This is a genomic window from Streptomyces sp. NPDC059787 (genome assembly GCF_042732315.1).
Taxonomy (GTDB): domain Bacteria; phylum Actinomycetota; class Actinomycetes; order Streptomycetales; family Streptomycetaceae; genus Streptomyces; species Streptomyces atrovirens.
Map to the genome: position 1 here is coordinate 168,807 of NZ_JBHWHX010000001.1, position 25,078 is coordinate 193,884.

General features: G+C 72.2%; 24 protein-coding genes and 1 riboswitch. Of the genes, 8 read left to right on the forward strand and 16 right to left on the reverse strand.

Features of this window, described 5'->3' with window-relative positions; genetic code table 11:
- Nucleotides 1–21: 21 nt before the first annotated feature.
- The 6 genes from ACFV5H_RS00820 to ACFV5H_RS00845 all read right to left on the reverse strand — a co-directional run bounded on the left by ACFV5H_RS00820 (nucleotide 22) and on the right by ACFV5H_RS00845 (nucleotide 6,901).
- Nucleotides 22–1,188: a glycoside hydrolase family 26 protein gene (locus ACFV5H_RS00820; protein WP_385192023.1), complete on the reverse strand. Its 1,167-nt coding sequence runs from the start codon at nucleotides 1,186–1,188 to the stop codon at nucleotides 22–24.
- Nucleotides 1,185–1,583, reverse strand: coding sequence for a hypothetical protein (locus ACFV5H_RS00825; RefSeq protein ID WP_385192025.1), 399 nt, complete (start codon nucleotides 1,581–1,583; stop codon nucleotides 1,185–1,187). Before ACFV5H_RS00825 ends, ACFV5H_RS00820 begins: the two co-directional genes overlap by 4 nt.
- Before the next feature lie 109 nt (nucleotides 1,584–1,692).
- Nucleotides 1,693–3,609, reverse strand: a complete 1,917-nt coding sequence (locus ACFV5H_RS00830) for a hypothetical protein (RefSeq protein WP_385192027.1) — start codon at nucleotides 3,607–3,609, stop codon at nucleotides 1,693–1,695.
- A 140-nt stretch (nucleotides 3,610–3,749) separates the two neighbouring features.
- Nucleotides 3,750–4,547 carry a polysaccharide deacetylase family protein gene (locus tag ACFV5H_RS00835; RefSeq protein ID WP_385192029.1) on the reverse strand — a complete coding sequence of 266 codons (798 nt, stop codon included), beginning with the start codon at nucleotides 4,545–4,547 and terminating at the stop codon, nucleotides 3,750–3,752.
- The gene (locus ACFV5H_RS00840; RefSeq protein WP_385192031.1) at nucleotides 4,544–5,815 is read right to left on the reverse strand and encodes a glycosyltransferase; all 1,272 of its coding nucleotides are present in this window, start codon (nucleotides 5,813–5,815) and stop codon (nucleotides 4,544–4,546) included. Before ACFV5H_RS00840 ends, ACFV5H_RS00835 begins: the two co-directional genes overlap by 4 nt.
- 15 nt (nucleotides 5,816–5,830) lie before the next feature.
- The gene (locus ACFV5H_RS00845; protein ID WP_385192033.1) at nucleotides 5,831–6,901 is read right to left on the reverse strand and encodes a GNAT family N-acetyltransferase; all 1,071 of its coding nucleotides are present in this window, start codon (nucleotides 6,899–6,901) and stop codon (nucleotides 5,831–5,833) included.
- 231 nt (nucleotides 6,902–7,132) lie between these two features.
- Here ACFV5H_RS00845 and ACFV5H_RS00850 point away from each other — a divergent pair, with 231 nt between their 5' ends.
- Nucleotides 7,133–8,005 carry an HAD family hydrolase gene (locus ACFV5H_RS00850; protein ID WP_385045639.1) on the forward strand — a complete coding sequence of 291 codons (873 nt, stop codon included), beginning with the start codon at nucleotides 7,133–7,135 and terminating at the stop codon, nucleotides 8,003–8,005.
- Here ACFV5H_RS00850 and ACFV5H_RS00855 read toward each other — a convergent pair.
- A complete protein-coding gene (locus ACFV5H_RS00855; RefSeq protein WP_385192035.1) occupies nucleotides 7,969–8,463 on the reverse strand; it encodes a transglycosylase SLT domain-containing protein in 495 nt (164 codons plus the stop codon). The genes ACFV5H_RS00850 and ACFV5H_RS00855 overlap by 37 nt on opposite strands.
- 5 nt (nucleotides 8,464–8,468) lie before the next feature.
- Nucleotides 8,469–8,636, reverse strand: a riboswitch (cyclic di-AMP (ydaO/yuaA leader).
- A gap of 563 nt (nucleotides 8,637–9,199) precedes the next feature.
- On the opposite strand from ACFV5H_RS00855, the gene ACFV5H_RS00860 reads away from it, so the two are divergent.
- The 5 genes from ACFV5H_RS00860 to ACFV5H_RS00880 all read left to right on the forward strand — a co-directional run bounded on the left by ACFV5H_RS00860 (nucleotide 9,200) and on the right by ACFV5H_RS00880 (nucleotide 14,191).
- Complete coding sequence (locus tag ACFV5H_RS00860; RefSeq protein ID WP_385045644.1) at nucleotides 9,200–10,210, forward strand: polyprenyl synthetase family protein; 1,011 nt, start codon at nucleotides 9,200–9,202, stop codon at nucleotides 10,208–10,210.
- Between the two features lie 240 nt (nucleotides 10,211–10,450).
- Nucleotides 10,451–11,671 (forward strand): outer membrane lipoprotein carrier protein LolA, encoded by a 1,221-nt coding sequence (locus ACFV5H_RS00865; protein WP_385192038.1) that lies wholly within the window; start codon nucleotides 10,451–10,453, stop codon nucleotides 11,669–11,671.
- A 48-nt stretch (nucleotides 11,672–11,719) separates the two neighbouring features.
- Complete coding sequence (locus ACFV5H_RS00870) at nucleotides 11,720–12,694, forward strand: ABC transporter ATP-binding protein (RefSeq protein WP_385045697.1); 975 nt, start codon at nucleotides 11,720–11,722, stop codon at nucleotides 12,692–12,694.
- Nucleotides 12,681–13,553 (forward strand): ABC transporter permease, encoded by an 873-nt coding sequence (locus ACFV5H_RS00875; RefSeq protein WP_385045650.1) that lies wholly within the window; start codon nucleotides 12,681–12,683, stop codon nucleotides 13,551–13,553. The genes ACFV5H_RS00870 and ACFV5H_RS00875 overlap by 14 nt, the downstream gene beginning before the upstream one ends.
- 47 nt (nucleotides 13,554–13,600) lie before the next feature.
- Nucleotides 13,601–14,191, forward strand: coding sequence for a hypothetical protein (locus ACFV5H_RS00880; RefSeq protein ID WP_385045654.1), 591 nt, complete (start codon nucleotides 13,601–13,603; stop codon nucleotides 14,189–14,191).
- Between the two features lie 10 nt (nucleotides 14,192–14,201).
- Here ACFV5H_RS00880 and ACFV5H_RS00885 read toward each other — a convergent pair whose 3' ends face one another.
- From ACFV5H_RS00885 to ACFV5H_RS00895, 3 genes are all read right to left on the reverse strand, one after another.
- Complete coding sequence (locus ACFV5H_RS00885) at nucleotides 14,202–14,786, reverse strand: flavodoxin family protein (RefSeq protein ID WP_385045700.1); 585 nt, start codon at nucleotides 14,784–14,786, stop codon at nucleotides 14,202–14,204.
- A 98-nt stretch (nucleotides 14,787–14,884) separates the two neighbouring features.
- Nucleotides 14,885–15,982, reverse strand: coding sequence for an amidase (locus tag ACFV5H_RS00890; protein ID WP_385192243.1), 1,098 nt, complete (start codon nucleotides 15,980–15,982; stop codon nucleotides 14,885–14,887).
- A gap of 71 nt (nucleotides 15,983–16,053) precedes the next feature.
- Nucleotides 16,054–16,548, reverse strand: a complete 495-nt coding sequence (locus ACFV5H_RS00895; protein ID WP_385045657.1) for a DUF6668 family protein — start codon at nucleotides 16,546–16,548, stop codon at nucleotides 16,054–16,056.
- 159 nt (nucleotides 16,549–16,707) lie between these two features.
- Between ACFV5H_RS00895 and ACFV5H_RS00900 the strand changes: the two genes are divergently transcribed.
- Nucleotides 16,708–17,913, forward strand: a complete 1,206-nt coding sequence (locus ACFV5H_RS00900) for a tetratricopeptide repeat protein (protein WP_385045660.1) — start codon at nucleotides 16,708–16,710, stop codon at nucleotides 17,911–17,913.
- Between the two features lie 46 nt (nucleotides 17,914–17,959).
- Here ACFV5H_RS00900 and ACFV5H_RS00905 read toward each other — a convergent pair whose 3' ends face one another.
- The 3 genes from ACFV5H_RS00905 to ACFV5H_RS00915 form a co-directional block, all read right to left on the reverse strand.
- Entirely contained in the window at nucleotides 17,960–18,433 is a 474-nt protein-coding gene (locus ACFV5H_RS00905) for a VOC family protein (RefSeq protein ID WP_385045663.1), read from the reverse strand.
- Between the two features lie 39 nt (nucleotides 18,434–18,472).
- Nucleotides 18,473–19,492, reverse strand: coding sequence for an EamA family transporter RarD (gene rarD, locus ACFV5H_RS00910; protein ID WP_385192040.1), 1,020 nt, complete (start codon nucleotides 19,490–19,492; stop codon nucleotides 18,473–18,475).
- Between the two features lie 163 nt (nucleotides 19,493–19,655).
- Nucleotides 19,656–20,510 carry an NAD(P)H-binding protein gene (locus ACFV5H_RS00915; protein WP_385045669.1) on the reverse strand — a complete coding sequence of 285 codons (855 nt, stop codon included), beginning with the start codon at nucleotides 20,508–20,510 and terminating at the stop codon, nucleotides 19,656–19,658.
- A gap of 99 nt (nucleotides 20,511–20,609) precedes the next feature.
- Here ACFV5H_RS00915 and ACFV5H_RS00920 point away from each other — a divergent pair, with 99 nt between their 5' ends.
- Nucleotides 20,610–20,990: a winged helix-turn-helix transcriptional regulator gene (locus tag ACFV5H_RS00920; protein WP_385045671.1), complete on the forward strand. Its 381-nt coding sequence runs from the start codon at nucleotides 20,610–20,612 to the stop codon at nucleotides 20,988–20,990.
- A 29-nt stretch (nucleotides 20,991–21,019) separates the two neighbouring features.
- On the opposite strand, the gene ACFV5H_RS00925 is transcribed toward ACFV5H_RS00920, so the two are convergent.
- The 3 genes from ACFV5H_RS00925 to ACFV5H_RS00935 form a co-directional block, all read right to left on the reverse strand.
- The gene (locus ACFV5H_RS00925; RefSeq protein ID WP_385192043.1) at nucleotides 21,020–22,078 is read right to left on the reverse strand and encodes a 2-oxoacid:ferredoxin oxidoreductase subunit beta; all 1,059 of its coding nucleotides are present in this window, start codon (nucleotides 22,076–22,078) and stop codon (nucleotides 21,020–21,022) included.
- Nucleotides 22,071–23,999 (reverse strand): 2-oxoacid:acceptor oxidoreductase subunit alpha, encoded by a 1,929-nt coding sequence (locus ACFV5H_RS00930; RefSeq protein WP_385192045.1) that lies wholly within the window; start codon nucleotides 23,997–23,999, stop codon nucleotides 22,071–22,073. Before ACFV5H_RS00930 ends, ACFV5H_RS00925 begins: the two co-directional genes overlap by 8 nt.
- Nucleotides 24,000–24,132: 133 nt before the next feature.
- Complete coding sequence (locus ACFV5H_RS00935) at nucleotides 24,133–24,792, reverse strand: LuxR C-terminal-related transcriptional regulator (RefSeq protein ID WP_385192245.1); 660 nt, start codon at nucleotides 24,790–24,792, stop codon at nucleotides 24,133–24,135.
- Nucleotides 24,793–25,078: the final 286 nt, after the last annotated feature.

Genomic DNA, 25,078 nt, shown 5'->3' on the forward strand with positions numbered 1-25,078 from the left:
GGCGGACCGGCCGGGCACCGCTCAACGGGGCGGCACAGGCTGCTGGAAGTACCCGTTCCGCCCCGCTTCCCGATAGCCCTCCAGCCCCGGACCGGCGTTGACGGTCAGATCGCACTCGGGCTTCTCCGAGGTCGGCCGGTTCCAGTGCACCAGGGCCTTCACCTCCGGAAGCTTCTTCACGGCGCCGGGGATCCCGGTGTACCAGTCGCGCTGGCGCCCCGGGTCGTCGGCGTCGGGCGCGGTGGCGAACTCCGCGAGCATCACAGGCTTGTCATCGGTGACGTTCGCGCGCAGCCATTCGTAGCTGGGCCGCTGGCTGCGCAGGAAGTCCTTCCAGTCGGTGGTGTCGTGGCAGCCGTAGTAGTTGTACTGGTCCATCGCGATCCAGTCGACGTACTCGTCCCCGGGGTAGAGGGCCTTCATCTCCTTCGCGCTGCCGAGGTAACCGGAGACGGTCCACACCCACACGACGTTGTCGGCGCCCAGTTCACGGAACCGGTCGTGGAGATGGCGGTACGCCGCGACGAACTCCGCCGGGGTGCCGGCGCCCTCCTTGATGCGGGCGTCGGTCTCCTGGTCGAAGGAGAAGAAGACGCGTTTGCCGTAGGCCTTGAGGCGCCGGATCTGCGGGTCGATGATCTCCTCGTCGTACTTCCCCAAGGCGATGTTCTTCCAGCCGAGCTGGGTCTCCGTCCAGTTCTCGTGGTGCGGCTCGGTCCAGACGGTGGACTCCCAGGCCAGCATGAGCAGCCGGTCCCTGCCGAGTTCCTGCTCGTCGGGGGTGAGCAACTGCCCGTCGAGCTCGGTGCCCGACATGTCGTGGTAGTTGTAGACGAGGTCGAGCCTGCGGCCGATCCGCTCCTCGAAACCGAGCACGGCGTCCTTGAGCGAGCCGTTCGCCGCGTACGGCACATACGCCCCCCACCAGGCGCCGCAGGGCGGAACCAGTGTGTCGGTGGGGGCGCAGGCGCCGGTGGGCGGCTCGCCGGAGGCCGCGTTGCCGGGCAGGCCCTGACCGGAGGGGTCCATGTCGTCGGGACGGCCCGCCCAGAATCCGAGCCCGGTCAGCAGTGCGGCGACCGTCACCAGGACGACCGCCGTGTGACCGCGCCTCGCGCGCACCGCCTCCCTCAGCCCGCGCCACCCGGACCGCTTGCGTGGCTCGCGCAGCCGGTGCGGCCCCGTCATGTGCCACCACCGTCCGCGGGCCTGTGCCTGACGCGCTCCACCGCGCCGCGCCGGGCTGCGGGCAGCGGCAGCCCCGGCATGGCCGCGACGACCGTGGTGAAGACGGCGAGCGAGACGAGGAAGGAGGTCGCCGAGAACCCCTCCACCAGGAACAGCGAGGTGGCGGTGAGCACACCGAGCGACAGACTGATCGGCGCGGCGAGCGCGACGGCCTCCAGCCTGGCGCCGGTGGCCGGCACGCCCGGCTGCGGATACAGCGCCGCCCAGCCCGGACCGAACAGGGTGAACACCAGCACCGGGATCCAGCGCAGCGGCGAGGGGCCGGGGACGGCGGTGGCGGCCAGCGCGAGCCAGCCCGAGGCGCCTATGAGGACTCTGACGCGCGTCTCGGTCACCCGCGGGATTCTGAGGCCACGGGCCGCACCGGTTCCGGAGGGACCCGCGGAGCCGGTGGAGTGCGAGGAGTCGGTGCTGCTCATGGGATGGCCTTCGACGTCACTTCGATCACCTTGTGGTCGTTCCTCGGGCGGCCGGACGGTACTCCAGCACGACCCCGTACGCATGGCTTTCGACGGTCCGGAAGAGAGGTGAGGCGGAGAGCTTCGTGCGCAGCGTCTCGAAGCCGCCGGCCGGCAGCAGGCCCTCGCCGGCGGTGTAGATGTCCTGGGTGCGGGTGAGGACGACGTACGTCCGGGTGCCCGGCGGGATCCCGTCGGCGAGGTAGCGGGCCGGGTCCTTCAGCATCCGCTCGTTCTCGGGCAGTTCCTGCTCGGCGAAGAACCAGTGCTCCAGGCGGTCGTACCGGTGCAGCGCCTGCGGGAAGGAACCGCTGGTGGAGAGGATCAGCGAGCCGTCGGGGGCGTTGTCGAGGGCCCGGGTGACCAGTGCGGTCTCCTCCGGTGGTGTGTAGTACATCTTCTCCTTGCCGTAGTACGACGGCAGGAAGCCGGCCAGGAGCACCAGCAGGACTGCCGGCAGGGCGACGGCCGCGGCTCCGCGCCGCAGCGCCTTCGCCCGGCCGGTCCGGGTGCCCGCGGCGGGCACGAGCGCGGCGGCGGCGAAGAACGCCGCGCCCGGCAGGCCGAACAGATAGACGCGGAACAGCATCTCGCCGCCGTAGTCGTTGACGGCGAAGAGCGGGACCGGGGCGGCGGAGACCAGCAGCAGCGGCAGCGCGCTGCGGACCAGCCGGCGTCGCAGCACGAGGGCGGCCCCGGCGAGCGCGGCGACCGCGAGCACCATCAGCACGTTGGCGGTCCCGGCGAGTTCGGGGCCGGGCCCGGTGAGCTCACCCGCGTACCCCGCGCGGGAGTTCTGCGTCAGCTCGCCGATCGACTCCCTGAGGGTGGACAGCGTCTCGACGAACAGCGGCCGCCCCATGGTCAGGTCCCAGGTGAGCATCAGCAGCACGGCGACGGCCAGCAGCCCGTGATTGCGGTAGCGGCGCGTGAGGCCGAGCGCGAACAGGCAGATGCAGAGCATCACCGGGGTGAGCTGGTGCGTGGCGTTGATCGCGGCGATCAGCGGGGCGAGGATCACCACGCAGACCGCGCGCTGCCGGGTACCCGTGGGCGCCGGCACGCCGGCGGCGGCCGGGTCGAGGAAGGTGCGGTCGCGCAGCCGCCCGGCGGAGCCGGGGCGTACGAAGTGCCGCAGCACCACCGCGATGACCGCCAGGTGCAGCAGGTAGGCGAGCCCTTGCGGGGCGAAGTAGTCCTGGCCCACCCAGTTGGCGAGCTGGAAGATCCACACGGCGGTCCACACCAGCCGCCAGTCCTGGCAGAAGGTGCGGTAGATCAGGACGAGCACCGGCATCATCAGCAGGCCGAAGACGATCGGCGCCCAGTTGGCGTACGCGGCGGCGCTCTCCACGCCGAAGGCACGCACCAGCCCGGCGTCGAGCGTGAAGAAGCCCGGCCACTGGTCGTACGCGGACATGTTGCCCGACAGTGCCGCGCCGGGCCGCAGTTCACCGTTGGCGAGCAGGGTGTCGACGACGGCGTCGTGCTTGGAGGCCCACGGGTAGCGCACGGCGTCGTACAGCATCGCCGGTGGCGCCTTGAGCGCGAACAGCAGCGCGGCGCAGTGCGCGGCCGGCCACCAGGGCGCGGTGCCCGCGCGCCGCAGGCCGATGACGAAGCCGGCGGTGAGGACCAGCAGCGACAGGTAGTAGGTGACCGGGAGGCGGTCCAGCAGGCCGTAGTCGCCCATCTCCCGGAAGCCGATGCGGGGCAGCGCGTGGAACCACAGTCCGGTGGCGAGCAGCAGCGTCAGCAGCCCGGCGTCGGGCGGACCGCTCGGGACCGGCCAGGATCTGCGGCCACCGCCGGAGTTCCCTCCCGGCTCCGTCGGGCCGGTGGCCGGCTCGGGGCTGGGCGGCGCGCTGCTCTCAGTGGTCGGTACGGGCACATGTTGTTGCACGCCGAGACTCCCCTCCCCCGCAACGAGTATAGGAATTACCTCTGCTTTTCACACCAAAAACGTCGGACTCGTCTGCGAAGCGACGGCTGTCCGATACCTCCCGCGCGACCCGTCCCGCCGTCACGTCCGCTCGCCCCTCCTCAGCCGGCGAACGCGGGCCGGCCGCGCAGGACGGTGCGGGCCCGGCGGTACCACCGCCAGCCGACGGTCTTCGGTCCGTCCCGGTACGGGGCGATCCGCGCGCCGTCGCCCGCCAGCCAGGCCTCGACATCGGTGACGGTGTGGCCGCGCCGGACGATCAGACGGGCGATGCGGTAGCGCTCGTCCCGCTCCGAACTGAGCGCGTGCCGCACGGCGGTCGCCGTCCGGTAGCCGGCGCGGGCGGCCATGGCGCGCACCCGGGGGCTGTTGTAGCCGTGCGGATAGGCGAGGTGGGGGACGGGGTGGCCGAGAGCGTCCTCCAGCACGGCCTTGGAGTCCAGCAGTTCGGCGCGCAGCTGCCTGGTGGTCAGGGTGTCGAGCTGGGCGTGGGTGACCGTGTGGCTGCCGATCTCCATGCCGGAACGTTCCAGCTCCACCGCCCGGTCCAGGGTCATCATCGGGGCGGGCGGCAGCAGACTGCTGCCGCCCGGGGCGATGGCGCCCGTGGTGAGGTACGCGGTCGCGGGCAGCGCGCGCCCGGCCAGGGCGTCGGCGGTGGGGCCGGGCAGGTCGGCGAAGCCGTCGTCGAAGGTGAGCAGCACCGGCCGGGGCGGCAAGGGGGCCCGTCCGGCGAGGTGCTCGGCGAGGGTGCTGATGGTGACGGGTGTGCGGCCGCTGTCCACGACGGCGTCGAGGTGGGCCGCGAACTCCTTGGGCGTGACGGTGAACTCGGCGATCCAGTCCGGCGGATCGTCCATCACGGCGTGGTAGAGGAAGACGGGTATGGCCGCGGTCATCCCCTCCCCCTCCCCGGTGCCCGCCGAGCCCGCAGATATCCGAGCGGCCCGTACAGCATTCCCCTGCGCTGCAGCCGGGACAGTCGGCGTGGCCAGGGGTGCGTGCGGGTGTCGTGCGCCCCCGGCGCACCACCGCCGTCCGTGTCGCGCACCTCGGTCAGCGCGCGGGCGTGCGCGAGACCGCGTGGCAGCCGGGCGAGGAACGCCGGCAGCAGCGCGGGCCGGTCGACCAGGATCGCGGTGAGGTAGGCGGTGAGGCCGGCGCCGTAGCCGTACGCCTGGGTCTCCAGGTCGGCCCAGGTCTCCCGGTGGTGGTGCCACACCAGCGCGTACGGCGTGTAGCGCAGCCGGTGCCCCTGGACGAGGACGCGGACGAAGCCGTACAGGTCGTCGCCGCCCCGCGCGGGTGTCCCGGCACCGGTGGCCGGGTCGAAGCCGCCGACGGCACGCAGCACCTCCGTACGGAAGGCCATGTTCGCGCCGGAGCCGAAGCGGCCCGCGGTGAAGGGGAACAGCGGCTCGTCGCGGGGCGGGTCACCGGGGTCGTACGTCGTCGGCGTGAAGCCCTTCGCGAAGCCGCCGTGGCTCTCCAGCAGGACCTGGGCCGGGGTGCGCAGCCGGGCGGGCAGGATCAGGCCGGTGGCGCAGCCGAGCCGGGGGTCGGCGGCGAAGGGGGCGGTCAGTTCGGTGAGCCAGCGGGGATCGGCGACCACGTCGTCGTCGGTGAACGCGATCACCTCGCCCCGCGCCACCGCCAGCCCCCTGTTGTGCGCGACGGCGAGTCCGGGTACCGGCTCGCACACGTACCGCACCCGCTCGCCGTACTTGCGTTCCACCAGCTCACGGGTCTCGTCGGTCACGGGCGCGTTGTCGACGACGACCACCTCGAACCGCGGGTGCTCCTGCGCGAGCAGCGAGTCCAGCGCCCGCGCGAGCTGTCCGGCACGCTCCCTGGTGGCCACGACGACCGAGGCGTACGGCGGCTCCCCGCACTCCGTCACCTCCACGTCCTCCGCCGCCACCGCGGAGGCGGCCTCCGTCAGCACCGCCCGCGGGTCCGCGCCCTCCGGTACCCGGGTCAGTAGCGTCCCCACCGGGCGGCCCGCCCGTCTGACCAGCAGGAACACCTCACCGTGGGTGACCGGTGGGCTGCCCGGGCCGGGTCTCGGTGCGGCCTCGTCACCGTCCAGGTCGATCTCGGCGACCTGCACCGCTCCGATGGCCAGGAACCGCCGTATCTCCTCCTGCGTACGCGCTCTTCGGGACACCCGTCCTCCCCCTTCTCACGACCGGCGCAGCCGTGCCGCGCCCTTCAGGGTCCGCGCCGCCAGCGCCGCCAGGCGCGGACGGGTACGGACGAAGCCGTGCGCGCGGCGCGCGGGCTCGCGGCTCAGCCGGTGCAGCGCGGCGCCCACGCCCGGGCGGGTCACCGCCCCCTCGTAGACGGCGAGTTCGCCGGTCTTCAGCGAGTCCTTGTACTCGGCCGGACCGCGCCCCATGTCGAGCAGGCCGATGCCCTCGGCCGCCGCCGCCTCGGCCATCCGCAGATGCAGCACCAGACCCGGCGAGTACTTCGCGAAATCCGGGTCGTACGCCGGGAACCAGCAGGCCAGGACGGACGCCGAGCGCAGCCCGAAGTGCGCGGCGACGGGGCGGTCCCCGGCGTACAGGACCGACAGCGTGCCCGTGCACTGGGCGGCGCGGGTCTCGGCGAGCCGGCCCACGAGCCGGGCGATCCACTCCTGTGCGAACCGGTCGCGCCGCCCGGTCCTGCGGTACTGCGCCGACTTCCACTCCACCAGCGCGCGCAGCGCGGCCGGGTCGCGCTCGTCGAAGACGAACCGCACGGTCCCGGCCTGGCGGCCCAGCCTGCGCTCCTTGGCCAGCGTGGTCTTCAGGAACTTCGGCGACTGGGTGCGCAGCACCGACTCGTACGCCTCGTAGCCCTTCTCCACGTCGATGACGTAGGTGGCGTGCTCCTCGGCCGCGTACGGCACGAACAGCCGCTGGCCCGCCTCCAGGTTGTCGAAGGCGAAGCTCGACACCGAGCAGCCCCGCAGCAGTTCGTCCGTCTCCAGGGCGACACCGGGGCCCAGGACCGCGCCCTGGCAGTCCGACACCCCGAGCCCGATCGCCCGGCCCTGCCCCAGCGCACCCCGCTCGTACGGCAGGAAACCCACCGGCTGAGCGCCCTCGTACAGCACGGCGACCCGGGCCCGCGGGCGCACCCGGGCCACGGCGACGCTGAACTCCGGTTCCATGAACGGGTTGCGCGGTGCGTCCGTCGCGGCGCGCAGTTCCCGCCAGCGCTCCCGCTCCCCCTCGCCGAGCTCCCCGGGCCTCAGCACACGCATGCGTCCACTGCTCACCTGACCCCCCGATCAAGTCCCCCCTGGACCCTTGGAAGGTACCGCCCCGGACCGGGCGGACGGTAGATAGCGGACCATGTTCTTGCCAAACGGTGAAAGAGACCTGAACCGGTCCTTACCCGGCGTCGAGAGAAGTCGAGAGAAGGGAACCGCACCGAAAGCGAGCGCAAACGGGCACGGTGAATCGGACCGTCGGGTTGTCCGTATTCTCTGATCATGGCCGCACCCACCGCGTACTCACTCATCGCCACCGACCTGGACGGGACGCTGCTGCGCGGCGACGACACCCTCTCCGACCGGTCCCTCGCCGCGCTCGCGCGGGCGGAGCGGGCCGGCGCGCGACACCTCGTGGTGACGGGGCGCCCGGCCCCCAGAGTGCGGCCGCTCCTGGACGACCTCGGCTGCACGGGGCTCGCGGTGTGCGGACAGGGCGCGCAGGTGTACGACGCCGGCGCGCACCGGCTGCTGTGGTCCGTCACGCTGGACCGGGAACTGGCGGAGACGGCGCTCGGCAAGATCGAGGCCGAGGTGGGGGAGGTGCACGCCGCGGTCGACCAGGACGGGGTCGACGGGCTGACGCTGATCGAGCCCGGCTATCTGATGCCGCACCCGACCCTGCCCGCGGTGCGGGTCGAGCGGCGGGCCGAGCTGTGGGACCGGCCGATCAGCAAGGTGCTGCTGCGCCACCCGGACCTGTCCGACGACGCGTTGGCGGCGGCGGCCCGGTCGGTGATCGGGTCACTGGCCACGGTCACCATGTCGGGGCCGGGCACCGTGGAGCTCCAGCCCTGCGGGGTGACCAAGGCGACCGGGCTGGCGCTGGCCGCCGAGCACCTGGGGCTGAGCCCGGCGCGGACGATCGCCTTCGGCGACATGCCGAACGACGTCCCCATGTTCGACTGGGCGGCCCACGGCGTCGCCATGGCCAACGCGCATCCCGAACTGAAGGCGGTGGCGGACGAGGTCACCACGTCGAACGAGGACGACGGCGTGGCCGTCGTCCTCGAGCGACTGTTCGGCGGGGCGATGACGCTCGCCCGTCAGCGGGTGGCTCAGTACGCGCCGAAGACGTTGTCGATGGAGCCGTAGCGGTCGGCCGCGTAGTTGCAGGCCGCCGTGATGTTCGCGATCGGGTCGTACGGGTCGAAGGCGGTGCCGGGCACGTGGTAGGCCGCGAAGGTCGGGTCGATGATCTGCAGCAGACCCTTCGACGGGGTGCCGGCGGCGGCGTTGGAGTCCCAGTTGTTGATGGCGTACGGGTTGCCGGAGGACTCGCGCATGATGTTGCGGTGGATGGCGTCGTAGCTGCCCGGGATGCCCTGCTGCGCCATGATGTCCAGCGACTCGCGGATCCAGCCGTCGAGGTTGTCCGGGTACGCCGTCACGGAGGCGGCGGTCGTCGGCGTCGTCGGCTCGGTGGTGGCCGCGGAGGCGCTGGTCGCGCCGAACAGCGGCAGGGCGACCATGGCGACGCCGGTGCCGGCGACGGCGAGGGAACGGGCGAGGCGGCGGTTGCCGAAGCGGCTGAGCTGACCGAAAGCAGGCATGTCTGGGTTCCTCTCCTACGCCTGCGAGGTGAGCTGTCGGGTTCGGGCGGGAGAGTGCCCGGCCGTGCCCCTGCGGGCATGGCTTCACCCCTAGCCGTCCCGGTGCGATGTCCGGTGCGGCGGCTTACCTGGGTCCCCCACTCCTGCCGTCTTGAGTTCGTCGTCGGGTGTGATGCGGGCGGCGGCAGGATTAGGCGTCCACCCGGCAGGCCCGGAACGTATGCGAGAGCACATGTCGGAAACAAGCGCGGGCATCACAGAAGGTGCCGTTTGATCTTGTGATGGGGGTTTTGGGGTGCTTGATCCTTTGCTACTGCCAAGGGTCAACTCGGCGTCGGGGGAAGGGGGAAGGGGGATGGCGGCGGTCGGTGGGGGTGCCGGATCGCGCGTGACCCACTTCACTGGGGATCACCTGTGAGCGCATTTTTCGCCAAGGGGAATTAGCTCTGTATTTACGGCAAATCGGACGTCGGGGCGGGCAGGATGGTCCGCGTGGCGAGGCGGGGCCCGGGAGGCGGGTCGAGGAGTGGATTGCTACGTCCGGGAAAGCCGAAGAATGTCCGTTGTTATCAGCCGATCAAAAGCACTCCGCTCCTGATCCCGTACCGCCCTGCCCGTAACGCCGGGCGCTGGCGGTGATCGGAACATGACCGGATACGCTGACTTGAGTGGTGGCAGCGACCTATCGACATTCCGTGTAACCGCCAGTGGGACACCAGCAGACAGGAGACCCCTCGTGACCGTCGTCGGGCCGTTCGGGCTGAGCGTGCGGGACCAGGCTCTGGAAGCCGATGTCCAGGCCGGAATGACGGCTGTCGAGGAAGGGCTGCTCGAAGCCACCAAGAGTGAGGTCCCCTTCATCACGGGAGCCGCCCAGCACCTGGTGCGGGCCGGCGGCAAGCGGTTCCGTCCGCTGCTCGTGATGCTCGCCGCCCAGTTCGGCGACCCCTACGCGCCCGGTGTCGTGCCCTCGGCCGTGGTCGTGGAGCTCACCCATCTGGCCACGCTGTACCACGACGACGTGATGGACGAGGCCGAGGTGCGGCGCGGCGTCGACAGCGCGAACGCCCGCTGGGGCAACTCCGTCGCGGTCCTCACCGGCGACTTCCTCTTCGCGCGGGCCTCGCACATCCTGGCCGACCTCGGTCCTGAGGCCGTGCGGGTGCAGGCCGAGGCGTTCGAGCGGCTGGTCACCGGGCAGATCCTGGAGACCGCGGGACCGCAGGACGGCCGCGACCCGGTCGACCACTACCTGGACGTGCTCGGCGGCAAGACCGGCTCGCTGGTCGCCGTCGCCTGCCGGTTCGGCGCGATGATGTCCGGCGCCGACGAGACGGTCGTGGACGTGCTGACCCAGTACGGCGAGCGGCTCGGCGTCGCCTTCCAGCTCGCCGACGACGTCCTGGACATCGCCTCCGACTCCCACGAGTCCGGCAAGACCCCCGGCACCGACCTGCGCGAGGGCATCGCCACCCTGCCCGTGCTGCGGCTGCGTGAACGGGCGGCCCGGCTGGGTCTCGCCGACGACATCGCCCTGTGCGAGCTGCTCGACTCCGACCTCACCGACGACGCCCGGCACGCCGAGGCGCTGCGGCTGCTGCGCGCCCACCCCGCGCTGGAGCAGGCCCGCCGGGACACCGTGCGCTACGCCGAGGAGGCGCGCGCGGCGCTCGCCCCGCTGCGGGAGTGCGAGGCGAGGACGGCACTCGTGCAACTGTGCGACGCGGTGGTGCACCGCGCGGGCTGAGCCGGCCCGAACTCCCCCGACCCCTACGGGGCGGGGGAGGAAACCGTCCTCCGTGTCATACCCCAGCAGTACGTGGAGTTGCGTCCGGGGTCTGACGAATCCGCCTGCCGGATTTGGTCAGATGGACCACGACGGACAACACCACTTCTCACCGATTCGGGTGAGAATGGCGGCTCGGGGTGAGACCGGTGCGAGGTCACGAGACGAAAAGCCGCCGCCGACCACGGAGGTAGGGCACACATGGCACCGTACGAATCCGACGACATGACGATCGCGCGGGAGGCCGACGAGCCGCGCGCGGGGCGGCGCAGGGCCGCGCGGTACGTCGTCCCGGTCACGGTGATGGGAGTGGCGGCCGCGACCATCGGGCTCGTCCCGGCCATCGCCAGCTCCGGCGACCCCGACCTGCCGGAGATCACCGCCGCACAGCTCATCGAGAAGATCGCGCAGTCGGACGTGGAGCAGCTGTCCGGCACCGTGAAGATCACCACGGACCTCGGTCTGCCGGACCTCGGCGGCCTGGAGAACAGCCTCGCGTCCGGCGCCACGGGGCAGGGCGAGGACGGCGGCTCCTCGGCCGACCCGTCCGCAAAGCTCACCGAACTGGCCTCCGGCACGCACACCCTGCGGATCGCGGCCGACGGCCCGGACCGGCAGAAGGTGTCGCTCCTGGAGAACGCCGCCGAGTACAGCCTGATCCACAACGGCAAGGACGTCTGGGGCTACGACAGCGGCTCCAACGAGGTCTACCACGGCACCGTCGACGCCTCCGGCGAGGACCGGGAGCAGCAGCCCCCGGCCACCCCGAAGGACTTCGCCGAGGAGGCGCTGAAGGCGGTCGACGACACCACGTCCGTGACCGTCGACGGCACCGCCCAGGTGGCCGGCCGGGACGCGTACAAGCTGGTCGTCAAGCCCAGGCAGTCCGGCTCCACGGTCGGCGCGATCAGCATCGCGGTCGACCACAGGACCGGTGTGCCGCTGAAGTTCACGCTCACCCCGTCGAGCGGCGGCGCGGCCGTCGTGGACGTCGGCTTCACCAAGGTGAGCTTCGACAAGCCGGCCGCCTCGACGTTCGACTTCACCCCGCCCAAGGGCGCGAAGGTGACCGAGGACGGCGAACTCGACCAGGGCCGGGAGCACTCCGGGAAGCCGGAGAACGCCCCGAAGTCCGAGGAGGACCTGGCCAAGGGTCTCGACGGGCTGAAGATGCTCGGCGAGGGCTGGAACACCGTCGCCACCTTCGACACCGGCGGCGAGGGCGGCCTGCCCGCCGGCGGGACCGGCGGTGACCTCGACGGCTTCCTCGGCTCGCTCGGCGACCAGGTCAAGGGCGAGTTCGGCACCGGCACGGTGTTCAGCACCCGCCTGGTGAACGCCCTGATCACCGAGGACGGCAAGGTCTACGTGGGCACCGTCACCAAGGACGCGCTCGTGAAGGCGGCCGACGCGGGGAAGTAAGGCCCCGGGACCTTACGACGTGACCATGTGACAGGGAACGAGGGAGCGATGGGCGAGGCGTCCGCCGGCGAGCCGGACGGGGTGCGCGCGGGTGAGGGAGTCATCACCACCCGCGCGCTCACCAAGCGCTACCGCGGCGGACAGCTCGCCGTCGACGGTCTGCACCTGACCGTCCCGGCGGGCAGCGTCTTCGGCTTCCTCGGCCCCAACGGCTCCGGCAAGACCACCACCATCCGCATGCTGATGGGCCTGATCGAGCCGACCTCCGGCACGGCGCACGTCCTGGGGCGCCCCATGCCGCGCTCCGCGCGCGCCGTGCTGCCCCACGTCGGCGCCCTCATCGAGGGCCCGGCCCTGTACGGCTTCCTCTCCGGCCGGGACAACCTCCTGCGCTACGACGCCGCCGACCCGACCGCCGACCCGCGCACCCGGCGTGCCCGCGTCGCCGCCGCCCTCGACCGGGTGGGCCTCACGGCCGCCGCCGGCAAGAAGGCGAAGGCGTACTCCCTCGGCATGAAACAGCGCCTCGGCCTCGCGGCCGCCCTGCTCCAGCCGCGCCGGCTGCTCGTCCTGGACGAGCCCACCAACGGCCTCGACCCGCAGGGCATGCGGGAGATCCGCACACTGGTGCGCGAACTGGCCTCGGACGGCACCACCGTCTTCCTCTCCTCCCACCTCCTCGACGAGATCGAGCAGGTGTGCACGCACGCCGCCGTGATGGCCCGGGGCCGGCTGATCACCCAGGGCCCGGTCGCCGACCTGGCCGCGGGCGCCCGCGGCCGGCTGGTGGTGACCACACCCGACCCGGCGGACGCCGCCCGGGTGCTCAAGGAGCAGGGGGCCGCCGATGTCGTCGTGGCCGGGGAGCAGGTGACCTGCGAGGTGCCCGAGCGCGACCTCGCCGAGGTGAACGCGGCGCTGGTGACGGCAGGCGTCCGGGTACGCGGCTTCGGGGTGGAACGGGCCTCGCTGGAGGACGCGTTCGTGGCGCTGACCGGGGAGGGCTTCGATGTCGCAGGCTGAAGCGGTGCGGAGGGTGAACCCGCTGTGGACCCTCGGACTGTTCCGCAGCGAGCTGCTCACCACCTTCCGGCGCTGGCGCACCCTCGCCCTGCTCGGGGTGCTGGCCGCCGTGCCGGTCCTGGTCGGCATCGCCGTACGGATCGAGACCGGTGACGGCTCGTCGGCCGGTGGCGGGGGCGGCGGGGGAGGACCGGCGTTCATCTCGCAGATCACCAACAACGGCCTGTTCCTGGTCTTCACCGCGCTCGCCGCCACGCTGCCGTTCTTCCTGCCCATGGCGATCGGGGTCGTCGCGGGCGACGCCGTCGCCGGCGAGGCGAACGCCGGCACCCTGCGCTACCTCCTGGTCGCCCCCGCCGGGCGGACCCGCCTGCTGCTCACCAAGTACGCGACGGTCATGGCCTTCTGCCTGGTCGCCACCCTCGTGGTCGCCGTCTCGGCGCTGGTCACCGGCGCGCTGCTGTTCCCGCTGGGCGACCTCACGACCATCTCGGGCACCCGGATCAGCTTCTCCGAGGGGCTGGCCAGAGCGCTGCTGATCGCCCTGGTCGTCGCCGTGTCACTGATCGGGGTGGCGGCGCTCGGCCTGTTCGTCTCGACGCTGACCAACAGCGGCATCGCGGCGATGGCGACCACGGTCGGGCTGCTGATCACGGTCCAGATCGTCGACCAGATCCCCCAGCTGCACGCCCTGCACCCCTACCTCTTCTCCCACTACTGGCTGTCCTTCGCCGACCTGATGCGCGAACCGGTCTACTGGGACGACCTGACGAGGAACCTCGGCCTCCAGGCCCTCTACGCGGCCGTGTTCGGCTCGGCGGCGTGGGCGCGGTTCACGGCGAAGGACATCACCGCGTAGGGAAATGCGCTGGCACGGACGGGCCGGGGCGTGTGACGGTTCGGTCCATGGGCAACTCACGGGCGTACCCCGTCCTGCGGACCACCGACGCGGCCGAGGCGTACCGGCAGGCCGGGCGGCTGTGCGCACTGCTGAAAAATGTCGAGGACAAGGTGTGGCTGTTCGTCGAACCGGCCACGGTCCGTGAGGTGCGGGAGATCGCCGCGATCGCTCCCGGACTGCCCTTCGACTACTCGGAGAACCGGACCGATCCGGCGACGGGTGACCACCTCCGGTTCGACCTCGACGTGACGGCACTGGACGACGCGGCACTGGCGGAACACCTGCCGCTGACCTTCTCGGAGGACGTCGAGCGGGAGCGCGTCGAGGCCGGGATCCTGGCCGCGCTGGGCGACGGCATGGCCTCCATCGAGTGGCACGGGCGCTGGCCGGACGACTCGGACGCGGATGTGGACTGGCCCTCGAAGTACGACGGGATCCAGGTCTTGTTCCACGGTGACGAAGCCCAGTACGGCGACTGGACGGAGGAGCACACCGTCTTCGTCCATGTGACCAAGTGGGGGGACTTGCCCCTCGCCCAGGAACTCGCCGCCCACATAGGCAGCGAGGTCCTGGGCGAGGCGCAGCTCGGCTGGTGAGCCGAGGAGGTCAGCCGGCCTCGTACGGAAAGCGGGCGAGCGGCGCTTCCTGCGCGAAGAACGTCTTGGCCCGTGCCAGCGCCTCCGTGTCCTTCAGTACGTCGCCCGGCTTGCTGCCGTTGCCGAGCAGCACCCCGCCGAAGCGCATCCCCATGTACGCCGCCGAGTTGTTCAGCGTGCCGACCAGCGGGTCGGCGACCTCCGGCTCCTCGTGTGCGAGCGCGGTGACGCCCCACAGGGTGCGACCGGCCAGGGTCGCCTTGAAGTCCAGCCCCGGGGTGCGCAGCCAGCCCGACCAGTGGTCCAGGTAGCGCTTGGTCTGCGCGGAGACCGAGTACCAGTACAGCGGTGAGGCGATCACCACGTCGGTCGCGGCGAGGGTGGCGTCCAGCAGCCGGGCCACCGGGCCCTCGGTGGGGCGGACGTGATCGCTGTCGTGGCGCAGGTCCTCGAAGTCGGGCAGGGGGTGGGTGGTGAGGTCGATCCACTGCTGCTCCACGTCCGGGGGCAACTGTTCGGCGGCCCGGCGGGCCAGCAGTTCGGTGTTGCCGTCGGGGCGGGCGCTGCCCAGGACGAAGAGGAAACGACGGGCCATGATCATCCCCAGATGCTCGGCGTGCGTCAATTACAGGCATCTGCATCATATGCACGTGCATCTATATGTCAAAGGGGTGGCGTGGCTCCACGGGCCGCTCAGCCGGTGGTGGTACCCCCGCGCCGCTCCGCCTCCGCCGCCACCGCGAGCAGCAGGTCCTCCCGCCCGCGCGGTGCCACCAGCTGGAGCCCCGCCGGGCAGCCGTCGGCGCCGAACCCGGCCGGGAGGCTCAGCGCGGGGTGCCCGCTGACGTTGAACGCCCAGGTGAGCGCGGTCGAGTAGACCTCGCCGGGGCCGTCGTGACCGTGCGGTGCGGTGGGCGCCGTGGGGGTGAGCAGCAGGTCGGCACGGGTGAAGAGGTCGTTCAGGCGCCGGTCGTTCTCCGCCCGGATCCGGTGGGCGCCGGCGGGGTCGGCACCGGGGGTGCGCAGGGCGAGCCAGGCCGGGGCGGGATCGAGGAGCTCCGGCGGTGACGAGGGGCGTACGAGCCGTACGAGCCCGGTGTCGACCAGCCGGTCGACCGCCGTACGGGCCAGGGCGACGGGTTCCGGTTCGGGGCCGGCGAAGCCGAGGTCGGGGGACCAGCAGGCGGAGACGGGAAGGGGCGCCGGGGCCTCGTCGGCGATGGACCGCCCCGACACCACCCGCCACCACGCCGCCGCGTCCGAGGCCGTGCGGGTGAGGACCCCGGGCGCCGCGAGGCCCGTACGGTCGGCCGAGGGGAGACATCCGTTCGTGACCTTCAGCCCGACGACCCCGCACCACGCCGCCGGGATCCGCACCGAGCCCGCGCCGTCGCCGCCCGTCGCCAGCGGTACCAGCCCGGCCGCCACCGCCACCGCCGCCCCGGCCGAGGAGCCGCCCGGCGTACGGTCCGCCCGCCACGGATTGACGGTACGGCCGTGCGCCCCGAGCCCCCAGGTCTGCCAGGGCGTTCCCGGACCGGGCACCGACGTGGCCCCCACGGCGACACCACCGGCCGCGAGCAGCGGCTCCGCCGCACGCAGCCCGTGCCGCCCCTTGACCGCGACCGGCACCCCGGCCAGCGGCGGACGCTCACCGGCGGCGACCCGGGCATCCACCTCGTCCGCCCGCCGCAGCGCCTCCTCGCCCCACACCTCGAGGAACGCGCACAGCACCGGATCGGCCCGCCCGATCCGCTCCAGCGCCTCCGCGACCACGTCCACGGCCCGCAGCCGCCGTCCGTGCACGGCGGAGGCGATCCCCGCGACCGAGGCGGGCGTACGAGGGCCGTCCTCCCTGCCGCTCAACGCACCGCGCCCGCCAGGCGGGCCAGCGGCTCGGTCCCGCGGGGCGGCCGGCCGGTCAGGTCGCCCAGGCGCCACTCGTTCACCCAGGGCACGCGGTACACGTCGATCACCGACTCGATGATCCGGATCCGGTGGGCGAGGGGACGCGGCAGCCGTCCCGGCGCGTCCGCCACCAGGACCACGGCGTCCAGGTCGAGCCCTTGCGGCGCCTCACCGCGCCGGACCGTGTCCACCGCCGGGAGCACCGCGTCCAGGCCGGCCGCGTGGGTCCGGGCGACGAGCAGCACCGACGGCGGACCGGCGGGGCCGGGCCAGGCGCGTCCGCTGTCATGACCGCCGTAGACCGCGGCGAGCGTGGAGACGCCCGCGCCACCGTGCAGGCCGACCCAGGAGAAGCGCCGGGCCGTCGCCCGTGCGGGGGCGGGCTCCGGCGGGGCCGCCTCCGGCACCGCCACCGGTCCTCGGATCCAGATCTCCGGTCCCTGTCCCATGTCCCCTCTCCTGCTCACCGGCTCGATCTTCATGCCGCCGGGCGGACGGGAAACCCGCACGGGCGGCCGTTGGGACGAGCCTGTGACAACGCGGTGACGTGAGAAGCGCGGGCGAGCGGACAGACTCGACGGTAGGTGTACGACCCGAATGAGGGAACGATGTCTCGACTCAGCCGCGAGAAGAAGCGGGAACAGCAGCAGGCCGCACATGCGGCGAACCTTGCGGCAGCGCCGATCGACGTCCATGTCCCCGTGGGCGGGGCGGGCACGCGCGGGGCGTCGGTCGGCGGGGTGACGGTGATCGCCGGGCCCGGCGAGGAGATCCAGCAGGCGGTGCTGAACCGCCTCCACCGCATCGCCATCGCCTCCGGGCACGCCGTCCTCGCCACCGTGCGCGACGAACGCATCGGCTGCGTCGTCCCGCTCCGGGTCGACCCGGACGGCTCCAGCCACTTCACGGCGCAGCCGGTCCTGACGGCACCGGCGCGGGAGTCCGACGCGGACCGGCCGACACACCTGCTGAGCCCGGTACCCGAGCCGGTGCCGGAAGGGACGTCCGGACCGGATCCCGTACGGGACGCCACCCCCACCTTCGAGCTGCGCCCCGTGCCCGGGGCGGAGGCTCCCCGGGACGCCGTACCGACGTTCGGACTGCGCCCCGTACCCGGGTCGGCGGAGGTCACGCCGCCCGGCACGGTCGCGCCCCCGACGGGCGAGTTCGGCCCGCCCCCGTCCATGGACGCGAGGCCGCACCCCGCCCCCGGGACCGGCCGGCCCCGGGCGCACGAGACCGCACCGCCCCCCGAGCCCGAGCCCGTGTTCGACCCCGGCTCCAAGCCCACCCCGCCCCGCGGTTTCGACGCCGTGGCGGAGGCGGTGCTCGGTGACGAACCCCCCGCCACCGGCGAGAGCCGGCTCGCCGAACCCATGGCCCGGGTCAACGACGCCGTCCGGACGGGCAGGATCGACACGGCGGCCCGGCTGGCCGAGGAGACCGTCGCGGAGGCCTCGGACACCCTGGGGCCGGAGCACCCGGAGGTGCTGCGGCTGCGCGAACTCGCCGCGTACATCGCCTACCTGGCCGGTGAGCCGCTGCGCGCCTTCCGGATCTCCCTCGACCTCGCCGTGATCTGCCGCCGCGCGGAGGACGCGGAGGCCGCCTACGGCAACGTCCGCAGCGCGGCGACCGCATGGCGCGCGGTGCGCGACCCGCTGCTCGGACTGGAGCTCGGGCACGAGCTGATCGCCCTGTGGACCGAGCTCACCGCCGAGGACGGGCCCGCCGCCGACGAGATCGAGGAGCTGGAGTCCGCCCGCGCCCGCATGGGCCGGCTGACCGAACGCGCCCGCGCCCAGCAGCCCTGAGGAGCTTCCGCCCCAGGAGACATCAGGGGAGTATCGGGCGGAAACCCTAATGCAGGCAGAATTCATTGCCTTCCGGGTCGGCCATCAGAAGCCATCCCCCGGAAGGCTCCTCCACCCGCCGCAGCACCCGCGCGCCGAGCCCCTCCAGCCGGGCGAGCTCCTCCTCGCGGCGTCCCGCACCGGGGTGCAGGTCGAGGTGGAGCCGGTTCTTGACCGTCTTCTCCTCCGGTACGCGCTGGAACAGCAGCCGCCGCCCACGGCCGGTGCCGCTCTCCTCGTCGTACGGGTCGTCGGGGTGCCGTACCGCGGCCAGGTCGCGCCAGGCCCGGCGGTCGTGGGACTCGACGGTCAGCTCGGCCGGGACGGCGCCCGCGGCCAGCAGTTTCTCGATGAGCGCGCTGTTGTCCTCCACCACGTACCGGAGGGCGGCGGCCCAGAAGCCGGCCTGCGCGTGCGGGTCGGCCGCGTCGATGACGACCTTCCAGTGCACGGGAGTGGCCGGTGTCGGTGTCTGCGTCATGCCACCAGTTATAAGACCCGGCTCCGACAACGCCCGGCTCTACGGCTTGGCCTCCAGCGTGCCCGCCTCGGCCGCGGCGGGCACGCGCCCGGCGCCCGGAGCCGCTTCCGCCGCGCCGGCCGGAACGCTGCTCCCGCGCACGCCGGTCTCCCCGGCGAGCGCGCGGGCGGTCCGGCGGGCGGTGCGCAGCGCGTCCCAGGTGAGGAGGACGAGCGCCAGCCACACCAGCGCGAAACCGGCCCAGCGCTCGGGCGGCATGGCCTCCTTGAAGTAGAGGACCCCGAGCAGGAACTGGAAGACCGGCGCCAGGTACTGCAGCAGGCCCAGCGTGGACAGCGGCACGCGGATCGCGGCGGCGCCGAAGCAGACCAGGGGGAGCGCGGTGACGATCCCGGTCGCGGCGAGCAGCGCGGCGTGCCCGGACCCTTCGGCGGCGAACGTGGAATCGCCCTGGGCGCCCAGCCACAGCAGGTAGCCGAGGGCGGGCAGGAACTGGACCGCGGTCTCGGCGGCCAGAGACTCGACGCCACCGAGGTTGACCTTCTTCTTCACCAGTCCGTACGTGGCGAAGGAGAAGGCGAGACAGAGCGAGATCCACGGCGGCTGGCCGTAGCCGACGGTGAGGACGAGCACCGCCGCGGCGCCCACCCCGACCGCCGCCCACTGCGCGGGCCGCAGGCGCTCCTTCAGCAGCAGCACGCCCATCGCGATCGTGACCAGCGGGTTGATGAAGTAGCCGAGGGAGGCCTCGACGACGTGCCCGGAGTTCACGGACCAGATGTAGACGCCCCAGTTCACGGTGATGACCGCCGCGGCGACCGTGATCAGCGCCAGCCTGCGCGGCTGCCGCAGCAGCTCGCCGAGCCAGGCCCAGCGGCGTATGAAGAGCAGGGCGGCGGCCACGAAGAACAGTGACCACACCATCCGGTGAGCCAGGATCTCCACCGCCCCGGCGGGCTTGAGCAGGGGCCAGAACAGCGGGACGAGCCCCCACATCCCGTACGCCGCGAAGCCGTTCAGCAGTCCCATGCGCCGCTCTGCGGCCGACTTCCCGGTCACGGGCCCCTCCTTCGTGTCCGACGCGTGTCCTGTCTCCCGCGATGCCCGCGCACGCGCGCGCGGTGCTCGCCGGACGACGGTAACGCCGGACACCCCCGCGTGTCATGCCCGTACCGGCATACGGTCATGACGCGCGGGGGTGGCGGGTCGGCGGCCCTCCGGGTCAGCCCTTGAGCGCGGCGGCGACGGCCTCGGCGAGCGGGGTGGTCGGGCGGCCGGCCAGCCGGGACAGATCGCCGCTGTCGACGACCAGTTCCCCCTTCCCGATCGAGACGTCCACGCCCGCGAGGACCGCGGCCATCGGCTCGGGCACCCCGGCACCGGTCAGGATGCCGGTGAGCGCCTCGGGCGTGACCTGGTTGTAGGCGATCTCCCTGCCGGTCCGCCGGCTCAGCTCGGCCGCGTACTCGGCGAGGCTCCACGCCTCGTCGCCGCCCAGCTCGTACGTCTTGTTCTCGTGCCCCTCGCCGGTGAGCACGGCGACGGCGGCGGCCGCGTAGTCGGCCCGCGAGGCGGAGGAGATCCGGCCCTCGCCGGCGGCGGCCACGACGGCGTTGTGCTCGAGCACCGGGGCGAGGTTCTCGGTGTAGTTCTCGTGGTACCAGCCGTTGCGCAGCAGCACGTACGGCACGCCCGAGCCCAGCAGTACCTCCTCGGTGGCGCGGTGGTCGTCGGCGAGCGCGGCGGTCAGGGAGCCGGGGGCGCTGGTGTAGGCGAGCAGGGCGGCACCGGCGGCCCTGGCGGCGTCGATGACGACCCGGTGCTGGCCCACCCGGCCCTTGTCGAACTCGTTGCCCGAGATCAGCAGCACCTTGTCGCCGGCCGCGAACAGGCCGTCGAAGGTCTCGGGGGCGTTGTAGTCGGCGACCGCGATCCGCACCCCGCGCCCGGCGAGGTCCGCGGCCTTCTCCGCGTTGCGGACGACAGCGGTGACCTGCTCGGCCGGGACCTTCTCCAGTAGCTGGTCCACGACGTGACGGCCGAGGTGTCCGGTGGCGCCGGTGACGACGATGCTCATGGTTCGGAACTCCTGTGGGGGTGCGTGTGCGGGTATGTCACCCACCCTAGGAGTTGCGCTAACTAATAGAAAGTACCCACTTTGAAGTAAGGTACTGGCATGGCGGTAAGTGATGGTGTCCGGTGGACCGACGGCGAGGAGATGTGCCCGCAACGGCTGGTCCTGGAGCATGTGACCAGTCGCTGGGGCGTGCTCGTGCTGATGCAGCTCCTGGAGCGCTCGTACCGCTTCAGCGAACTGCGCCGGGCGATCGGCAGGGTCAGCGAGAAGATGCTCACCCAGACCCTCCAGACCCTGGAGCGCGACGGCCTGGTCCACCGCGACGCCAAACCGGTCATCCCGCCCCGCGTCGACTACTCCCTCACCGGCCTGGGCCGGGAGGCGGCCGAGCAGGTGCGCGACCTGGCGCTGTGGACCGAGAAGCGCATGGCCGACGTCCTCGCCGCCCGGCAGGCGTACGACGAGACCCGGGCGCCGTAGAGCACCCGGGCCTCGGCCTTCGGCAGGGGTCAGCCCACGACGGTCCAGGTGTCGCCGCCGGTGAGCAGGGTGGCGAGGTCGCCCTTGCCGTGCTGTTCGACGGCGGTGTCGAGCTGGTCGGCCATGAGGGTGTCGTAGACGGGCCGGTCGACGGAGCGGAAGACGCCGATCGGGGTGTTGTGCAGGGTGTCGGGGTCGGCGAGCCGGGAGAGCGCGAACGCGGTGGTCGGGGAGGCGGCGTGGGCGTCGTGGACGAGGATGTCGGCCTCGTTGTCCGCGGTGACGGTGACGACCCTCAGGTCGCCGGTGGCCCGGTCGCGTACGACGCCCTTGGAACCGTCGGTGCCGAAGCGGACCGGCTGCCCGTGCTCCAGGCGGATCACGGCCTCCTCGGCCCGCTGCCGGTCCTTGAGGACCTCGAAGGCGCCGTCGTTGAAGATGTTGCAGTTCTGGTAGATCTCCACCAGTGCCGTGCCGGGGTGGTCGGCGGCCTGGCGCAGCACCTCGGTGAGGTGCTTGCGGTCGGAGTCGACGGTACGGGCCACGAAGGACGCCTCCGCGCCGATCGCCAGCGACACCGGGTTGAAGGGCGCGTCCAGCGAGCCCATCGGCGTCGACTTGGTGATCTTGCCGACCTCGGAGGTCGGGGAGTACTGGCCCTTGGTCAGACCGTAGATCCGGTTGTTGAACAGCAGGATCTTGAGGTTGACGTTGCGGCGCAGGGCGTGGATGAGGTGGTTGCCGCCGATGGAGAGGGCGTCGCCGTCGCCGGTGACGACCCAGACGGACAGGTCGCGCCGCGAGGTGGCCAGGCCGGTGGCGATGGCGGGGGCGCGGCCGTGGATGGAGTGCATCCCGTAGGTGTTCATGTAGTACGGGAAGCGGGAGGAGCAGCCGATGCCGGAGACGAAGACGATGTTCTCCTTCGCCAGGCCGAGCTGGGGCATGAAGCCTTGCACGGCGGCGAGGACGGCGTAGTCGCCGCAGCCGGGGCACCAGCGCACTTCCTGGTCGGACTTGAAGTCCTTCATGGACTGCCGGCCCTCGGCCTTGGGCACGAGCTGGAGAAGGGCGTTGGGGTCAGTCATCGATGGCCTCCTTCAGCACCGTGGCGAGCTGCTCCGCCTTGAACGGCATGCCGTTGACCTGGTTGTACGAGCGGGCGTCGACCAGGTACTTCGCCCGGACGAGGGTGGCGAGCTGCCCCAGGTTCATCTCGGGGACCACGACGCGCTCGTAACGGGCGAGCACGTCACCGAGGTTGTGCGGGAACGGGTTGAGGTGGCGCAGATGCGCCTGCGCGATCCGGCCGCCCTCCTTGCGGATACGGCGCACGGCGGCCGTGATCGGCCCGTACGTGGAGCCCCAGCCCAGTACCAGGGTCTTCGCCCCGTCCGGGTCGTCGACCTCGATGTCGGGGACGTCGATGCCGTCGATCTTCGCCTGCCGGGTGCGGACCATGAAGTCGTGGTTGGCGGGGTCGTAGGAGATGTTGCCCGTGCCGTCCTGCTTCTCGATGCCGCCGATGCGGTGCTCGAGACCCGGGGTGCCGGGGATGGCCCAGGGGCGGGCCAGGGTCCGCGGGTCCCGCTTGTAGGGCCAGAACACCTCGGTGCCGTCCTCGAGGGTGTGGTTGGGCCCCTGCACGAACTGCACGGCCAGGTCTGGCAGCTCCTGGAGGTCCGGGACGCGCCAGGGCTCGCTGCCGTTGGCGAGGTAGCCGTCGGAGAGGAGGAACACCGGCGTGCGGTAGGTGAGCGCGATGCGGGCGGCTTCGAGGGCGGCGTCGAAGCAGTCGGCCGGGGTGCGGGGCGCGACCACCGGGACCGGCGCCTCGCCGTTGCGGCCGTACATGGCCTGGAGCAGGTCCGCCTGCTCGGTCTTGGTCGGCAGGCCGGTGGACGGGCCGCCGCGCTGGATGTCCACGATCAGCAGCGGCAGCTCCAGGGAGACCGCCAGGCCGATGGTCTCGGACTTCAGGGCCACACCGGGACCACTCGTCGTCGTCACCGCGAGGGAGCCGCCGAAGGCGGCCCCCAGCGCAGCGCCGATGCCGGCGATCTCGTCCTCGGCCTGGAAGGTCCGCACACCGAAGTTCTTGTGCCGGCTCAGCTCGTGCAGGATGTCCGAGGCCGGGGTGATCGGATAGGAGCCGAGGTAGAGCGGCAGGTCCGCCTGGCGGGACGCGGCGATCAGTCCGTAGGACAGGGCCAGGTTCCCGGAGATGTTGCGGTAGACGCCGGGCGGGAACGCCTTCGCCGCCGGGGCCACCTCGTAGGAGATCGCGAAGTCCTCCGTCGTCTCGCCGAAGTTCCACCCCGCCCGGTAGGCCGCGATGTTGGCGGCGGCGATGTCGGGCTTCCTGGCGAACTTCGACCGCAGGAACCTCTCCGTGCCCTCGGTGGGCCGGTGGTACATCCAGCTCAGCAGCCCGAGCGCGAACATGTTCTTGCTGCGCTCGGCCTCCTTGCGGGTGAGGTCGAACTCCTTGAGCGCCTCCACGGTCAGCGTGGTCAGCGGCACCGGGTGCAGGCTGTAGCCGTCCAGCGAGCCGTCCTCCAGCGGGCTGCTGTCGTAGCCGACCTTCTGCATCGCCCGCTTGGTGAACTCGTCCGTGTTGACGATGATCTCCGCGCCGCGCGGCAGGTCGGCGATGTTGGCCTTCAGCGCGGCCGGGTTCATCGCCACCAGCACGTTCGGCGCGTCGCCGGGGGTCAGGATGTCGTGGTCGGCGAAGTGGAGCTGGAAGGACGAGACACCGGGCAGGGTGCCGGCGGGCGCGCGGATCTCGGCCGGGAAGTTCGGCAGCGTGGAGAGGTCGTTGCCGAAGGACGCCGTCTCCGAGGTGAAACGGTCACCGGTGAGCTGCATACCGTCACCCGAGTCCCCCGCGAACCTGATGATCACCCGGTCGAGCCGGCGGACGTCCTTCGCCCCCGCCGCTGTGCGCTGCTCCCCTACGACTGCTCCGTCGGCCTGCTCCGCTGTGCTGCTGACCTGGCTGGTCACTGAACTGGACCTCCTCGAGGGCGGCTGTCCGGGACGGCCTTCCCACAGGCCATCCCCGCATAAACCCTACGTCCGTAAGGGTCGCCTTCCCTGGGTCATTCGCATGTTGGACACGACTTCGAGACGTCCTCGCTCAGGAGTTGAGGTAGGTGAGAACGGCCAGCACCCGCCGGTGATCGCCGTCGCTCGGGGACAGCCCCAGCTTCAGGAAGATATTGCTGACGTGCTTCTCCACGGCACCGTCGCTGACCACCAGCTGCCTGGCGATCGCCGAGTTCGTCCTGCCCTCCGCCATCAGCCCCAGGACCTCCCGCTCCCGCGGGGTGAGCCCCGCGAGCACGTCCTGCTTGCGGCTGCGCCCCAGCAACTGCGCGACCACCTCGGGATCCAGCGCCGTACCGCCCCGGGCGACGCGCACCACCGCGTCCACGAACTCACGGACCTCGGCCACCCGGTCCTTGAGCAGATAACCGACGCCACGGCTGGAACCGGCGAGCAGCTCCGTGGCGTAACGCTCCTCCACGTACTGCGACAGCACCAGCACACCGACGCCCGGATACGTCTTGCGCAACTGCACCGCGGCCCGCACCCCCTCGTCCGTGTGCGTCGGCGGCATCCGCACGTCGGCCACCACGACGTCCGGGAGCTGGTTCTCCCCGTCCAGCTCGATGATGGTCTTGATCAACGCGTCACCGTCACCGACACCGGCCACGACCTCGTGCCCACGGTCGGTCAGCAACCGGGTCAGGCCCTCCCGCAGCAGCACCGAATCCTCGGCGATGACCACCCGCACCCTGTCCTCCACGTTCCTCGGCCCCCCATGCCCTTGAATGCCCCTGATCCGCGCCCGCCCTCGTGGCGGGTCCGGTCGTCAGGTCCAGCATTCCAGCATCCGGTGGGGGATGGGGCAGGGCGACGCGATCGGAGGGCCATCGAGGCGGGTGGGGGGGGCACCCGGGGGGGGCCCCCCCCCCGCGGTACCCCCGGTGGGGGGGGGGGGGCCGGGGCGGGGGGCGAGCCCCCCCCCGCCGAAGGGGGTGCCGGTGAACCGGGTGGAGTCGTAGAGGGAGCCGCTGACG